This window comes from Pseudomonas sp. EL_65y_Pfl2_R96, assembly GCF_963970905.1.
Lineage (GTDB): Bacteria > Pseudomonadota > Gammaproteobacteria > Pseudomonadales > Pseudomonadaceae > Aquipseudomonas.
This window is the reverse complement of sequence record NZ_CAXAQH010000054.1, coordinates 1-14,035: the sequence shown is the minus strand read 5'-3', so window position 1 is coordinate 14,035 and position 14,035 is coordinate 1. Positions and strand designations below refer to the sequence as shown.

11 protein-coding genes, 1 rRNA gene and 2 pseudogenes are annotated in these 14,035 nt (G+C 60.1%); 7 read left to right on the top strand and 7 right to left on the bottom strand.

From position 1 onward, the window contains the following. Together rrf and mrdA are read left to right on the top strand one after the other, a co-directional pair. A 5S ribosomal RNA gene (rrf, locus tag AACY49_RS28810) occupies positions 1–103 on the top strand; the annotation flags it as partial. A 242-nt stretch (positions 104–345) separates the two neighbouring features. Further along, positions 346–2,238 carry a penicillin-binding protein 2 gene (gene mrdA / locus AACY49_RS28805; RefSeq protein ID WP_339527563.1) on the top strand — a complete coding sequence of 631 codons (1,893 nt, stop codon included), beginning with the start codon at positions 346–348 and terminating at the stop codon, positions 2,236–2,238. A gap of 15 nt (positions 2,239–2,253) precedes the next feature. Here mrdA and AACY49_RS28800 read toward each other — a convergent pair. Next, positions 2,254–2,376 (bottom strand): annotated as a pseudogene (locus AACY49_RS28800) (LysR family transcriptional regulator); the annotation flags it as partial. On the opposite strand from AACY49_RS28800, the pseudogene AACY49_RS28795 reads away from it, so the two are divergent. Next, positions 2,368–2,628 (top strand): annotated as a pseudogene (locus AACY49_RS28795) (RraA family protein); the annotation flags it as partial. The pseudogenes AACY49_RS28800 and AACY49_RS28795 overlap by 9 nt on opposite strands. 184 nt (positions 2,629–2,812) lie before the next feature. Here the strand turns inward: AACY49_RS28795 and AACY49_RS28790 are convergent. Beyond that, positions 2,813–3,214, bottom strand: a complete 402-nt coding sequence (locus tag AACY49_RS28790; protein ID WP_320393854.1) for a lysozyme inhibitor LprI family protein — start codon at positions 3,212–3,214, stop codon at positions 2,813–2,815. Between the two features lie 278 nt (positions 3,215–3,492). Between AACY49_RS28790 and AACY49_RS28785 the strand changes: the two genes are divergently transcribed. Then, a complete protein-coding gene (locus tag AACY49_RS28785) occupies positions 3,493–3,966 on the top strand; it encodes an SRPBCC family protein (RefSeq protein WP_258699883.1) in 474 nt (157 codons plus the stop codon). 689 nt (positions 3,967–4,655) lie between these two features. Here the strand turns inward: AACY49_RS28785 and inhA are convergent. Then, positions 4,656–5,342 (bottom strand): isonitrile hydratase, encoded by a 687-nt coding sequence (inhA, locus tag AACY49_RS28780; RefSeq protein WP_320393855.1) that lies wholly within the window; start codon positions 5,340–5,342, stop codon positions 4,656–4,658. Between the two features lie 90 nt (positions 5,343–5,432). Here inhA and AACY49_RS28775 point away from each other — a divergent pair, with 90 nt between their 5' ends. Further along, entirely contained in the window at positions 5,433–6,425 is a 993-nt protein-coding gene (locus tag AACY49_RS28775) for a GlxA family transcriptional regulator (protein ID WP_258699885.1), read from the top strand. Positions 6,426–6,465: 40 nt separating this feature from the next. Here the strand turns inward: AACY49_RS28775 and AACY49_RS28770 are convergent, their stop codons facing one another. The 4 genes from AACY49_RS28770 to AACY49_RS28755 form a co-directional block, all read right to left on the bottom strand. Then, entirely contained in the window at positions 6,466–7,098 is a 633-nt protein-coding gene (locus tag AACY49_RS28770) for a BRCT domain-containing protein (protein ID WP_339527562.1), read from the bottom strand. A gap of 12 nt (positions 7,099–7,110) precedes the next feature. Next, the gene (locus AACY49_RS28765; protein WP_007933140.1) at positions 7,111–7,500 is read right to left on the bottom strand and encodes a hypothetical protein; all 390 of its coding nucleotides are present in this window, start codon (positions 7,498–7,500) and stop codon (positions 7,111–7,113) included. A 530-nt stretch (positions 7,501–8,030) separates the two neighbouring features. Continuing rightward, a complete protein-coding gene (locus AACY49_RS28760; RefSeq protein ID WP_339527561.1) occupies positions 8,031–9,854 on the bottom strand; it encodes a glycoside hydrolase family 15 protein in 1,824 nt (607 codons plus the stop codon). 187 nt (positions 9,855–10,041) lie between these two features. Beyond that, complete coding sequence (locus AACY49_RS28755; protein ID WP_339527560.1) at positions 10,042–11,175, bottom strand: cupin-like domain-containing protein; 1,134 nt, start codon at positions 11,173–11,175, stop codon at positions 10,042–10,044. 141 nt (positions 11,176–11,316) lie between these two features. Between AACY49_RS28755 and AACY49_RS28750 the strand changes: the two genes are divergently transcribed. Beyond that, positions 11,317–12,054: a thioesterase II family protein gene (locus tag AACY49_RS28750; protein ID WP_258699888.1), complete on the top strand. Its 738-nt coding sequence runs from the start codon at positions 11,317–11,319 to the stop codon at positions 12,052–12,054. 318 nt (positions 12,055–12,372) lie between these two features. After that, positions 12,373–14,035 (top strand): condensation domain-containing protein (locus AACY49_RS28745; protein WP_339527559.1); only part of this gene is annotated, 1,663 nt, incomplete at its 3' end.

Sequence of the window (14,035 nt, the reverse complement as noted above, 5' to 3'; positions counted from 1 at the left end):
GAGCATTGGAACCACCTGATCCCATCCCGAACTCAGCAGTGAAACGATGCATCGCCGATGGTAGTGTGGGGTTTCCCCATGTGAGAGTAGGTCATCGTCAAGATTAAATTCCGAAACCCCTATCTGCATACGCAGGTAGGGGTTTTGTTTTGCCCGCAGGAAAGCGCCTTGGCAACAAAGGGATACCCCGATAGCTATCGCTGGTAACAGCCGCATCGTTAATGAAACTTCGGCAGAGCACGCTAAGTGACCGCGCCTTTTTTGGTATGGTGCAGCTCGTTTTTAACGGACTGATTTCAAGCCTACGGATCGGCACCCCTCTACAGTCAAAGAGCTGCTGCAGAAATGCCCGAAGCGATACCGATCAAGGACCACGAAAAAGAGAAGCGCCTGGTCAATAAAAGACTGATGGCTTGCGCCTTGTTCGTCGTCGCTATTACCTGCGCGCTGGTGGTGCGCCTGTATGTCCTGCAAGTGGTCGAGTACGACTACCACTCGACGATCTCCGAAAATAACCGTGTACACGTATTGCCGATCGCCCCTACCCGCGGGTTGATCTATGACCGCAATGGCGTAGTTCTGGCGGACAACCGACCCAGCTTCAACCTGACCATCACCCGCGAGCGTGCCTCCGACGTCAAAGAAGAGCTGGATGAGCTGGTCAACCTCCTGCACCTGCCTGCCGAAGACCGCACGGTCTTCGATAAGGCAATGAAGCAAGCTAGACATCCCTTCGTACCAGTCACTTTGTTCTACGAACTCAGCGAAGAGCAGATCGCCGTGTTGGCGGTCAACGAGTTCCGTCTGCCAGGGATCGACGTGGAGCCGCAATTCGTTCGCCACTACCCGATGGGCGAGCACTTCGCTCATTCGATTGGCTACGTCGGCCGCATCAACGAAAAAGAATCCAAGGCCCTGGATACGGTGGAATACCGTGGCACTCAATCCATCGGCAAGACCGGCATCGAGAAATTCTACGAGCCCGAGTTGCACGGCCACGTCGGTTACGAAGAAGTCGAAACCAATGCGCAAGGCCGCGTTCTGCGAGTGCTCAAGCACACCGATCCGATCCCCGGCAAAAACATCGTACTGAGCCTCGACGTCAAACTTCAGGAAGCCGCGGAAGCTGCATTAGGCGATCGCCGTGGCTCGGTGGTCGCTCTCGATCCGTCAACTGGGGAAGTGCTGGCCATGGTCAGCAAGCCCAGCTTTGACCCGAACCTGTTCGTCACCGGGATCAGCTTCAAGGAGTACGCGGCGCTGCACGACTCCATCGATCGGCCGCTGTTCAACCGCGTACTGCGGGGGCTCTACGCGCCGGGTTCGACCATCAAGCCGGAGGTGGCGATTGCCGGCCTCGACGCCGGGGTCGTCACCCCTCAGACCCGTGTCTTCGATCCAGGTTATTACCAACTCCCGGACTTCGATCATAAGTACCGTAACTGGAACCACAGCGGCGATGGCTGGGTGGACATGGACGCGGCGATCATGCGCTCCAACGACACCTACTTCTACGACCTGGCCCACAAGTTGGGCATCGACCGTCTGCACGATTACATGGCGATGTTCGGCCTCGGCGAGAAGGTCTCGCTGGACATGTTCGAAGAGTCTCCGGGGTTGATGCCATCCCAGGCCTGGAAGCGCGCCACGCGCCGTCAACCGTGGTTCCCCGGCGAGACAGTGATCCTCGGGATCGGCCAGGGCTACATGCAGGTCACCCCTCTGCAACTCGCCCAGGCTACCGCACTGATCGCCAACAAAGGTGTATGGAACCGACCGCACCTGGCCAAGAGTGTGGATGGCGTAGCGCCGGTGGATGAGCATCCGATGCCGAATATCCTGCTCAAGGACCCGCGTGACTGGGAGCAGGTCAACCATGGCATGCAGATGGTCATGCACGATGCTCGCGGGATTGCCCGAGCGGCAGCGGAGGGCGCGCAGTACCGCATTGCCGGCAAAAGTGGGACCGCGCAAGTGGTGGCGATCAAGCAGGGTGAGCGCTACAACCGGGCGAAAACCCTTGAGCGTAACCGCGACAACGCCTTGTTCGTCGGTTTCGCTCCGGCCGAACATCCGAAGATTGTCATCTCGGTGATGATCGAAAACGGCGAGGCCGGAGGTCGCGTCGCCGGTCCCGTGGTGCGGCAGATCATGGACGCCTGGCTGCTCGATCAGGAGGGCCACCTGAAGCCGCAATACGCCGCGCCGAGCAAAGCGCCGGGCGACCCTCACGTCTAAACAATCAAGGCTTCGCAGCACAGGCTCACGAATATTGAGCATGTGCTGGAAGCTTTCCAGAAACACGGTTTCGGCCTGACTCATCTTCTGCTCGCGATTCCACAGCAGCTGGATATCGAAATTCACCGCCCCGTCTTCGCTCGCGGCACCAGCCTGCTGACCACCAAGCTGCATGGCCGTGGCGACAGTCAGATCAATCAGTCAATCCACAGTGCCCGCGTCACGGTGAGTCCCGGCGATTTGGTGCTGGCGGACGACAACGGTGTGCTGTTTCTCGACTGGCGAACGGTGGCCGCTGTCATCGATCAGGCCTTGGCTTCGGGTCGCGCCGAACCGCGCTTGTTGGAGCGGCTGCGCGCCGGTGAGCCGGTGGCGCAGGTTTTGAGCGTGGATGCCTTGTACGGCGTGGCGCGGATGATTCAGGCGATCGAAGGCCTGGCCACCGATTTCGCCCAGACGTGCGTCAGGGCACCGATGTGTTGCTCAATGCTGTGCTGAGCCACCAACGTCGAATAAACGCAATCCACGTGGGAGCGAGCTTGCTCGCGATGAGGTCCTCAAAGACACCACGGCATCAAACCCCAGGCACCGGACAACTCATATCGCCTTCCTCACACGTTAGGTAGCGTTTGAAGGTTTCGACGCGCGCCTTGGTCAGGTTGGTGGTGCACAGACTGTAGATTAGCGGATACACACTGCCCCCCGACACCGTAGAGGTCGAAAACTCACACTCAGCATCACGAAACGCCACCCAGTTGCGTTGTGCGCTGACCAGCAGCTTCTTGGCATCGGGATTGTCTTTCAATCGTTTGGTGATTTGTTGGTAAAGCGTGTTCAGCTCTTTATCAGCCGCTTTGTATTGCTCGGCGGCACACTGATTCATGGTGCCCTGGTCGTTCGCATTGGCACAGTCCACGGCGTGCGCCACGGTGGTGAACAGCAGCGGTGTCAACGCCAGGAGAAAACGTGGGGGCATGGGGGGCTCGCTGTGGTGATGGAAAGTTGGGGTGCAGTGTAGCGAAGATGGCGGTTTCAGCTCGTAGCAAGAGCGCCTGAAGCCGCGAAGGCGGCAGCATTCTCGCAAGCTAGCCCCAGCAGGGTTTCGCCTGCTGACTTCCCCTTTCAACCCAGAACTTATGGCCAGAACCGAGGCCGAATATTTCATGCATGCTTGATGGCGGCGCCCGTTTGATACAACTTTTAGGGTGGTCTTATGGTCTTTACAGGCCTACTGTTCAATACAGGAGGTGACTTATGAACCCAGCATCAGATCGCATCGAAAGGAAGATCCTGCTCAAGGTGCCGCGCTCGCAGGTCTGGCGCGTGCTGGCCAATGCCGAAGCCTTTGGGCAGTGGTTTGGCGTGGCGCTCGAAGGTAAGCGCTTTGTCGCTGGCGAGTGGACCCAGGGGCAGATTACTTATCCTGGTTATGAGCACTTGTTGTGGAATGTACTGGTGGAGCGAGTCGAACCGGAGCGGGTGTTTTCGTTCCGCTGGCACCCCTATGCGGTGGAACCGGAAGTCGATTACTCCCAGGAACCCACCACGCTGGTGAAGTTCGAGCTCCAGGATATGGACGAAGGCACGTTGTTGACGGTCGTCGAATCCGGTTTCGATCACATCCCTCAATCGCGCAGGCTCAAGGCGTTCCGCATGGACAGCCGTGGATGGGATGAGCAGATGAACAATATCGAAGAATTTCTGAGAACAAATACCAAGACCCATTAGAGCCAGCGAGGTTGATGGCTGCAGGCCATGAAATTCGTGGCCTCAGCGCGTGATGGCTGACACGTCTAAGGGGGTTCGGAAAGGTGACTATGGCGAATGTCTTACACGCGATAGTAGCTATGTCGTCTATTGCAGATTGGATCCGAAGCGTAATCTAGCCTCATCAACTGAAGCACAGGAAGTGCTTCAGGGTCACGGATGATCGACCATAAGCAAGGATTGCTGCCGACAGGGAGTCGATATGGTCTTGGGAAAAACCCGCTTCGGCGGGTTTTTTTTCGGCTTCGAAAAACTGCAACCTGGTTTCCCGTAGCAACCTTCGGCAGCTGCTACAAGGGCGGTTTCAGGAGCTGAGTGGTCAATGGCTTACACGAAGCCGCTGGTATGTCGTCTTTTGAGACTTCACCGATGGGTTTAATCTGGATCCATCAACTGAAGCACAGGACGTGCTCAGGATCACGGATGATCGACCATACGCCAGGATGGCTGCCGACAGGATGTCGCAATGGTCTTGAGAAACCCGCTTAGGCGGGTTTTTTTTCGTCTGCAGAACACTGAATCCAGATCTCCTGTAGCTGCAGCCGAAGGCTGCGCAGCAGTCGTAGACCCCACAAGCACGGTATGCCTGAAACACCGCGGCATCTGAGAGTGACTGGCTGCGGGGACCTTGGTTCCCGCAGCCATTTCTTTCACCGGCAGTCGAGTTTCGCCGCTGCACGTTCGGTGATTTCCGAGCGCAATTTCAGCGACGCGGCAACGCGTTTGCGGGCTTCCTCCAGCACGCTGACTGGCGCTGTCTCAGGGCTGCCCGAAGCAAACGGCGGTGCCGGGGCGTATTCCAGCTGCAGTTGCACCAGTTGCGCCGTGTCTTCATCGAACAGTTCAGCCGCCAGGGTCAGGGCGAAATCGATCCCCGCCGTGATCCCGCCGCCGGTCAGCAGATTGCCGTCGCGCACCACTCGATCCTTCACCGGAATCGCCCCCAAACGCCCGAGCAATTCGTGATACGCCCAGTGCGTGGTGGCGCGTTTGCCCTTGAGCAACCCTGCTGCGCCAAGCACCAGCGCGCCGGTGCAGACCGAGGTGACATACCGCGCCGTGGCAGCTTGAGTCTTGATGAAGGCCAGGGTTTGGTCATCCTCCATCAATGGCCCGACGCCGGTGCCGCCGGGAATGCAGATCACATCCAGCGGCGGGCAGTCGTCGAAGCTGATGGTCGGTTTCAACACCAGCCCGGTACTCGCGGTGACTGGCACCAGATTCTTCCAGATCAGATGCACCTTCACATCCGGCAACGAGGCCAGCACGTCATAAGGGCCGGTCAGGTCCAGTTGTTGGAGCTGTGGAAACAACAAAAATCCGATCTGCAACGTCATGGCGTTTTTCTCCTGATTGGGGTGGACGGCTTCACTGTAGGCTCGTAGGATCTGGCGTATAGGCCAATAACCCCACGAATTACGCCAAATATGCCGAACAACCCGAAAACCATTCATGTGCTGGCCTTTGCCAACGTGCAACTGCTCGACGTTACCGGGCCGTTGCAGGTGTTTGCCTCGGCCAACGACATTGCCCGCCAGCAAGGTTTGCCGCCGCCCTATGCGCCGTCGGTGATTGCCAGTGGTGGCGGGGCAGTGATGTCGTCGGCGGGGTTGGCGCTGTTGGCGGAGCCGCTGCCGGATCGGGGCAGCGACACCTTGATCATTGCCGGTGGCTGGGGCGTTTACGCGGCGGCGCAGGATGAGTCGCTGGTGGCGTGGGTGCGTGAGCATGCGATGGAGTGCCGACGGGTGGCGTCGGTGTGCACCGGGGCGTTTTTGCTGGCGGCCAGCGGCTGGCTCGACGGTCGGCGGGTGGTGACGCACTGGACCCGTTGCGAGCAATTGGCGCAGCAGCATCCCAAACTCCAGGTCGAACCCAATCCGATCTTCATCAACGACGGCCCGGTCTGGACCTCGGCTGGGGTCACCGCCGGCATTGACCTGGCCCTGGCCATGGTCGAAGAAGACCTTGGCCGAACCATGGCCCTGGACGTCGCCCGGCAATTGGTGGTGTTTCTCAAGCGTCCGGGTGGCCAGTCGCAGTTCAGCGTGACCTTGTCTTTGCAGAAAGAAGGTAATCGTTTCGACGAACTTCACGCCTGGATCAGCGAAAACCTCACCAAGGACCTCGGCATCCCGACCTTGGCCTTGCAGGCCGGCATGAGCGAACGCAGCTTCGTCCGTCATTACCGCGCCGACACCGGCCAGACCCCGGCCCGGGCCATCGAGCTTATTCGGGTCGAGACCGCGCGACGGCTGCTCAGCGACACCGGTGTACCGATCAAACGGGTCGCGGTGCAATGCGGGTTTGGCAGTGAAGAGACCTTGCGCCGCAGTTTTCTGCGGGCGATGGGGGTGACGCCGCAGGCGTATCGAGAGCGTTTTTCCGTCAGCGCTCCAGCAGATCCAGTATTGCCTTGAGGGTCTTGTTCATTCGACCCTCCATAGGGGCTGTAATGGGTTATCCGAACAGCACCTTTTGCCAATACTCTTCACTGATGATTGCTATCGGCATACCACTTTCTCTCAGTTCGACCGCTCTTTTGATCTTGGTCCCGTAAGTGCTATGCAGCCATTGATCATTGCCGATGCTGCCTACCACTAAATAGTGGATCTTCTTGCTGACGGATCCGCCGATAAGCCCGCCACGTTCAATAATCAGTGATTCGCACTCCTTGCGCGGACCGTAAGCCATGATCCCGGTAAACAGGAACACTCGGTCAGCCCAACTTAAAGAGGGCGCCGGGTTGTCGAGAGGAAGGCTGGTCGGCGCAGTGAACGTTTGGGCAGAACCAATCGGCAGGCCTGCGAACTGGTGAAGCATCTCCAGTAGTTCGCCAGACTCCTCGGCATCAAGCACGCCGTCGCTCAGCATGCCGGCGAGGCGTTTGTAGAGGATATTCACCACCGGGTCGCCGAGATGGATCAAATGGGTTTCGATCCAGGTCTTTAGAAACTCGGCTTCCTGCTGGTTGATCGTACCGTCGGCAGCGAGCCCGGCGGCGATTCCCACCAGTGCGTCAGCCGAGCGTCGATCAATCCGGGCTTCGTGGAAGAAACCGCTGTTTTGAAATTCCTGATGTAGGTCGACCAAGCGTCCTGCTCCTTAAGCTTCCACGTCTGCCACCTGATTGAAGTACTTCGACCGATCCGGCGTAAACGTCACCACCATTTTGGTCCTGGAACAGGTCAACGCCCGTTCTGCGCTCAGATCAATATCCAGATCTTCCCCGCGCAACCCCTGCCATTGGGCGAGGTATTTGAGGGATCCGTATTTTTCGAGTTTCTTCAGGCTGCGGCTGACGCCACCTTTCCAGCCCAGCACCGGGAGTTCGCCGGTCAGGCATTGGTGGGCGAGGTCGGGGAAGCGGGCGGCGCGTTGGCGGCCGATTTCCCAGCATTTGATCAGGCCTTTGTCGTGGCCCTCCCACAGTTCAGTCCGGTTCAGGCCTGATCGGAGTGGGGTATCGATGCTGCGATGGATGCGCTGGGTCATTCTGGTTCCTTGAATTCGGGTTTTGTTGGACAGCTCCGCTGTACCCGTTGAGCGTGGATGGTAGGGATGGATGTAGGCGCTGGCAACAAGGTATTTCCGGATGTAGGAATGAGTGACTGCGTGTTGATCGGGCGGGTTTGTTTGGTGTTTGTAGGGAGTTGGCCTACGTAATCCTATGGTGAGGGAGCTTGCCCTGTTCGGCTGCGTAGCAGTCGTAAAGCCAGCAAATGCGGTGCTTCTGGAGGAATGTGGTTGCAGATTTCAGGGCCGCTGCGCGCCCCAACGGGGGCAAGCCCCCTCGCCACGGGAGGCCAATTGGGTCAGAGGGAGCGCGCTTTTGTTTATTACGGGCAAGCCTTGTTCCTACAAAAATTGCGGTGAAAGCGGACATTTCCGACGGGGTTTGGCGGCAGTAAGCCTTGTGTTGGGGTTGATGTCCCTTTCGCGAGCAAGCCCGCTCCCACATGGGAACTGTGTTGAACTCGGTCCAGTGTGGGAGCGGGCTTGCTCGCGAAGCAGGCGCCTCGGTCTCAAGGCTGCCAGAAGTTCTTCTCCCCACTCAACTTCCGATCCAGGAAACTCGCCGCGCTGATCAGCGCCAGATGCGTCAGTGCCTGGGGTGTGTTGCCCAGGTGCCGGGCATGGCTGTCGAACTCTTCGGCGTACAGCCCCAGCGGGTTGGCGTACCGCAGCAATTGCTCGAACTCCAGCTGCGCTTTTTCCACCTGGCCGGCCCGGGCCAGGCATTCGACGTACCAGAACGAGCAGGCGGCGAAGGCGCCTTCGGTGCCGGGCAAGCCGTCGATCTGGCTGTCGTCGTTGCGGTAGCGGTAGACCATGCCCGCGCGCACCAGGCTTTTCTCGATGGCTTCGAGGGTCGCGATCCAGCGCGGATCCTTGGCGCTGACGAAGCGCACCAATGGCATCAGCAGCATCGAGCCGTCGAGGCCGGTGCCGCCGATGTGCTGGATGAAATGCCCGCGTTCTTCATTCCAGAAGTTGCTCCAGATGTCGGCGTAGATCGCTTGACGGGTCTGGTCCCAACGGGCGAACGGGGCGGGCAGCGAGCGTTTGGAGGCCAACCGGATGGCCCGATCCAGTGCCACCCAGCACATCAGTCGCGAGTGCAGGAAGTGATACTGCTCGCCGCGCATTTCCCAGATGCCAACGTCCTTTTGCTGCCAGGTTTCGCAGACCTGATCGACCACTTCCACGGTGTGTTTCCAGCCCTCATGGGAGACGGCCTCACCGTACTTGTTGACCAGGTACACCGCGTCCATCAGCTCGCCGAAGATGTCGAGCTGGATTTGCTCGTACGCCTGATTGCCGATGCGCACCGGCGTTGCGCGGCCATGGCCGGACAGGTGCGAGAGTTCGGTTTCCGGCAGCTCCTGGCGGCCGTCGATGGCATAGAGAATGTTGAGTTTCATCGGCTTGCCGCGGCAATCGCTGACTCTGCAGCGCAGCCAGCGCATGTAGGCGTTGGCTTCGTCGACGAAACCCAGGCGCATGAAGGCATAGACGGTGAACGAAGCGTCGCGGATCCAGGTGTAGCGATAGTCCCAGTTGCGTTCGCCGCCAGGCGTTTCCGGCAGGCCGAAGGTAGCGGCAGCGAGAATGGCACCGTGTTTGCGCGAGGTCAGCAGCTTCAGCGCCAGGGCCGAGCGATTGACCATTTCCCGCCAGCGCCCCCGGTAATTGGACTGGCCGATCCAGTCGCGCCAGAACTTCAGGGTGCGCTCCAGGCACAGTGCGGCGGCGCCTTCCTTGAAGCGCGGATCGTCAACGCCGCCGAGTAGAAACTCAGCGCTCTGGCCCTGTTCGAGGGTGAATTCGGCAACCGCTGCATTGCCCTCGACACGCAAGGGCTGATCCGAGCAAAGCTGCATGGGCGGCTGGCCGGAGGCCTCGAAATACACACTCCGACCACGTGCCCGGGCCTTGGTGTGAGCCCGGGCATAGTCATGACGCAGGTTGCAGAACATCTGTATCGTCGCTTGACCGCTGACCACGCGCACCCGGCGCATCAACATCGGCAAATCATCCTCGCTGTCGCCGATGGGTAGCAGGTCGATGACTTCGACTACCGCGAGATCGCTGAGCCAGCGGGTTTGCAGAACGTTGGTGTCGGGCAGATAGATCTGCTCGCGACGGGCGTCGGGCAGGTCCGGGGCCAGTTGGAAGATGCCGGCTTCGGGGCTGTCCAGCAGCGAGCAGAAAATCGACGGGCTATCGAATTCTGGCCAGCAGAAAAAGTCCACACTGCCCTTGTCGTTGACCAGCGCCGCGCTGCGCATGTCACCAATGATGCCGTGGGCTTCGATCGCGCTTTGTTGTTCGCAGTGATCAGCCATTGCCGCAGAACTCCGGGAACCGAGGGCCTAACCAGCTGACCGGTTTAAGCCACAGAGAGTTCATTTGGCGGCGAACCGGCGTTCACGCTTTGAAATAGCCCGGTGCTCCCACAGGGGTTATGTGTCGGGCACAAATAACCGGGGCGATGCAGATCCAGAGTGCAAGCAGGCTTGCTCCCATAAGGGATTACCAGCCTCTTCCCGAATTCACCCAGAAATTCACCGACAACGACGTCGAGACCGACTCCACCTGATGGAACCAGCCTTCGGGTAGAAACAGCAGGTCGCCGGCCTCCAGGGTCACCCGCAGAAACGTCACGTCTTGCGCGCCGGGGAAGCGCTGATAATCCGGCGCATCCGGGTTGAAATCACAACCGTCGAGCCCGCCCTGGGGGGCCGTCGACCAGGTGCCGAGGGCTTCGCGGTGATGGGGCGCGGCGAGGGTGAAGGTTTTCTGGCCCCAGACTTGAGCGAACAGGTTGTCGGTATCGTCGCGATGCAGCGGTGTCAGCGTGCCTTTGGGGCCGATCCAGATGCGTGGCGGGATGAACAGCGCTTGATCGAAATAGGGCGGGTACTTGATCTGCTCCATCAACTGCGCGGGCAGGATGTTGTTGCCCATGTAAGCCGGTGGTTCGCCATCGGCGCTTTTAACCGCCGGGGTGTCCAGGGAGGCGATGAACTCGGCCATGGAGGTGGAGCGGAAATCCCGTTCAGTAGAGAAGGTTTTCTTCACGTAATCGCCGTGGCGGGTGATGCCTTGCAGTTCGGCGAAATGCACCAGTGACTCTTCGCGGCCGAGCTTGAACAGGGGCCAGTCTTGCAGGGCATCGCTGATCACCAGCGGAATGCCGTGGGGCAGATAGCGCGTCTCGAACTCCAGCACCGACAGCTCGCTGCGTGGCCGGCGCTCCACCGCGCGTTGGGGCGGCAGGCTCGCAGAGACCTTTTCGCTGAAACGCGGCGGGGTCGGGTAGCGCTTGTTCATGTCGACCTTTTCCACCACGCCGCCACCATGGCGGGCGTGATCGATGATCTGCGGCAGCATCGTCGCCAGGCCCATGTTGCCGCCGATTTTCAAGCGGCCGCTGGCGAACAGCTCCTCGACGTTGGCGATGCCGCCCATGATCCCGAGAAAATCCTTTTCCGTGACTTCGATGGTCACGTCGGGGCTGGCATGTCGGCCGGCTGCGGTGCGGCTGCTGGCCTTGACCTCGGACCAGTACGCCTGGTGCGGGCCGAACACGAATTGAAAAACCCCTTCGATGCCGACGGCACCGGCATTGGCAAACAGTTTGCCCAGGATGGTCTGCAGGTCCACGGCGATGCCCCTTGTTGGTCGGTCTGAGCTATTTTTAGTCTGAACAAGGGACGAGCACCTGCAACGGAAATTTAACCGGCGCTGACTAATTTTCGCCGCTTGCGGGCCGTCCTCCCTTACAGACGACTTTTTGAGGTAAACGTGGTGACCAAGCTGACCCTGCTGTGCCTGCCGTATTCTGGCGCCAGTGCCATGGTCTACAGCCGCTGGCGGCGCAAATTGCCGCAGTGGTTGCAGTTGCAGCTGGTAGAGCTGCCGGGGCGGGGCGCACGGTTCGGCGAACCGCTGCACACCGACATGCGCGCACTGGCGATGCAATTGGCCAGGGAGCTGAGTTCGACGCTCAAGGCGCCCTACGCCTTGTTTGGTCATAGCCTGGGGGCCTTGCTGGCATGCGAGATGGCCCACGCCTTTCGTGAGCTGGGCTGCCCGGAACCGGTGGCCCTGTTTGCCTCGGGAACGGCGGCGCCCACGATGCGGGCCGACTACGACCGTGGCTTTGCCGAACCGAAAACCGATGCGCAGTTGATCGAGCAGCTGCGAACGCTCAATGGCACCCGCGAAGAGGTGCTGGCCAATGAAGAGCTGATGAGCCTGACACTGCCGATTCTGCGCGCGGACTTTCTGCTGTGCGGACGTTTTCAGCCGGTGCAGCGGCCATTGCTCAAGTGCCCGGTGCACGTGCTGGGTGGCAAGTCCGACAAGGCCACCACCGAGCAGTTGATCGGCTGGAGCAAGGAAACCCATGGCAGCTTTTCGGTGGACATGCTGGCCGGCGGGCACTTCTTCATTCATGAGCATGAAGCCAAGGTGCTGCGGGTGATCAAGGATCAGCTGGAGGTTCATCATCGGCGGCATGCCTTGGCGGCTGTCGGTTAACACGATGCTTCAGTTTGGTGATCTCTGTGGGAGGGAGCTTGCTCCCGCTCGGCTGCGCAGCAGTCGTAAACCAGCGAATGCGGTAATCCTGATACAGCGAGGTCGCAGGTTTTAGGGTCGCTTCGCAACCCAGCGGGAGCAAGCTCCCTCGCCACAGGTCTGTGTCCGGCCTTCATTCCTTCGCTACACCGCCGATTCCAGCCGCTTCGACCTCCCTTCCTGATACTTGTTCTCAAACGCTAATTTTTCCGGTCTGCATTCGTTTTATAGGGACGACGTGCCTTTGTGCTTCCTGCCTACTGATCCGGATGCTAAGAAATGAATGCTGAAGACTCCTTGAAACTTGCTCGCCGGTTTATCGGGTTGCCCCTGGAAAAGCGCCAGATGTTCCTTGCGGCCTTGCACAAGGAGGGCGTGGACTTCGCCCGTTTTCCGATTCCGCAAGGGGTCGAGGCCCAGGACCGGCAAGCGCTGTCCTACGCCCAGCAACGCATGTGGTTTCTCTGGCAGCTGGACCCGCACAGCGGCGCCTACAACTTGCCGGGCGCGGTACGCCTGACCGGGCGGTTGAACCTGCCGGCCCTGGAGCAGGCGTTCGCCAGCCTGGTGGCGCGTCATGAAACCCTGCGCACGGTGTTCCAGCGTCAGGCCGACGAGACTCTGCAACAAGCGCCGACCCGTGCGCCGCTGGTGATCGAGCAGGTCGATTTCAGCGCGCTGCCAGCCCTTGAGCGCGAGCAGGCCGTGGCCGAGGCCGCCCAGCAGCAATCGTTGCTGCCGTTCGACCTGGCCGTCGGGCCGCTGCTGCGGGTCAAGCTGCTCAAGCTCGCCGAGCAGGAGCACGTGCTGCTGCTGACCCTGCACCACATCGTTTCCGATGGCTGGTCGATGAACGTGTTGATCGATGAGTTCATCCGCTGCTACGACGCCCATGATGCAGGCGCGCAACCGCAGCTCGCACCACTGCCGATTCAGTACAGCGACTATGCCTTGTGGCAACGCCGCTGGCTGGAAGCCGGGGAGCAGGCGCGGCAACTGGAATACTGGCAAGCCCAATTGGGCGACGAGCACCCGGTGCTGGAGTTGCCCACCGATCGCCCGCGCCCGGCGATGCCCAGCTATCGCGGCACGCGTTATGAGTTCGGCGTTGATGGCCAACTGGCCGAGCAACTGCGAGCCACCGCGCAGAAGCACAACATCACCTTGTTCATGCTGTTGCTTGGCGCTTTCAACGCCTTGCTGCACCGTTACACCGGGCAGACCGACATCCGCGTCGGCGTGCCGATCGCCAACCGTAATCGCGGCGAAATCGAAGGCTTGATCGGTTTCTTCGTCAACACCCAAGTGCTGCGCACCCGGCTCGACGGCCAGACCCGCGTGGTGGATTTGCTCAGTGACATCAAGGAAACCGCCCTCGGCGCCCAGGCCCATCAGGACTTGCCGTTCGAGCGGCTGGTGGAAGCGTTGAAGCTGGAGCGCAGCCTCAGCCACACGCCGTTGTTCCAGGTGATGTACAACCATCAGCCACAGGTGGCGGACATTTCCACGGTGACCACCGCCTCGGGCCTGGAATTGGGCGTGATCGAATGGGAAGGGCGCACCACCCAGTTCGACCTGACCCTGGACACCTATGAAAAGGCCGGCACACTGCACGCCGCGCTGACCTATGCCAATGACTTGTTCGACGCGCCGACCATCGCCCGTATGGCTCGGCACTGGACCCATCTGCTGCACGGTATGGTCAACGACAGCCAGCAGCGCATCAGCGATTTGCCGCTGCTTGAAGCTGCGCAATACCAGCGCATCGTCCATGACTGGAACCGCGCGGACCCAGGCTTCGCCGATGATCTGTGTATTCATCAGTTGATCGACCGCCAAGTCGCCGCCCAACCGGACGCGCTGGCGGTCACCTTCGCCAGCCAACAGCTGACTTACGCCGAACTCGATAGCCGCGCCAACCGTCTCGCCCACAAGCTGATCG

Bases quoted from the DNA above. Each gene is read 5' to 3' on its own strand.
- AACY49_RS28760 (WP_339527561.1), bottom strand. From the start codon at position 9,854: ATGGCTGATCACTGCGAACAACAAAGCGCGATCGAAGCCCACGGCATC.
- AACY49_RS28785 (WP_258699883.1), top strand. From the start codon at position 3,493: ATGAACCCAGCATCAGATCGCATCGAAAGGAAGATCCTGCTCAAGGTG.
- mrdA (WP_339527563.1), top strand. From the start codon at position 346: ATGCCCGAAGCGATACCGATCAAGGACCACGAAAAAGAGAAGCGCCTG.
- AACY49_RS28775 (WP_258699885.1), top strand. From the start codon at position 5,433: ATGCCGAACAACCCGAAAACCATTCATGTGCTGGCCTTTGCCAACGTG.
- AACY49_RS28790 (WP_320393854.1), bottom strand. From the start codon at position 3,214: ATGCCCCCACGTTTTCTCCTGGCGTTGACACCGCTGCTGTTCACCACC.
- inhA (WP_320393855.1), bottom strand. From the start codon at position 5,342: ATGACGTTGCAGATCGGATTTTTGTTGTTTCCACAGCTCCAACAACTG.
- AACY49_RS28765 (WP_007933140.1), bottom strand. From the start codon at position 7,500: ATGACCCAGCGCATCCATCGCAGCATCGATACCCCACTCCGATCAGGC.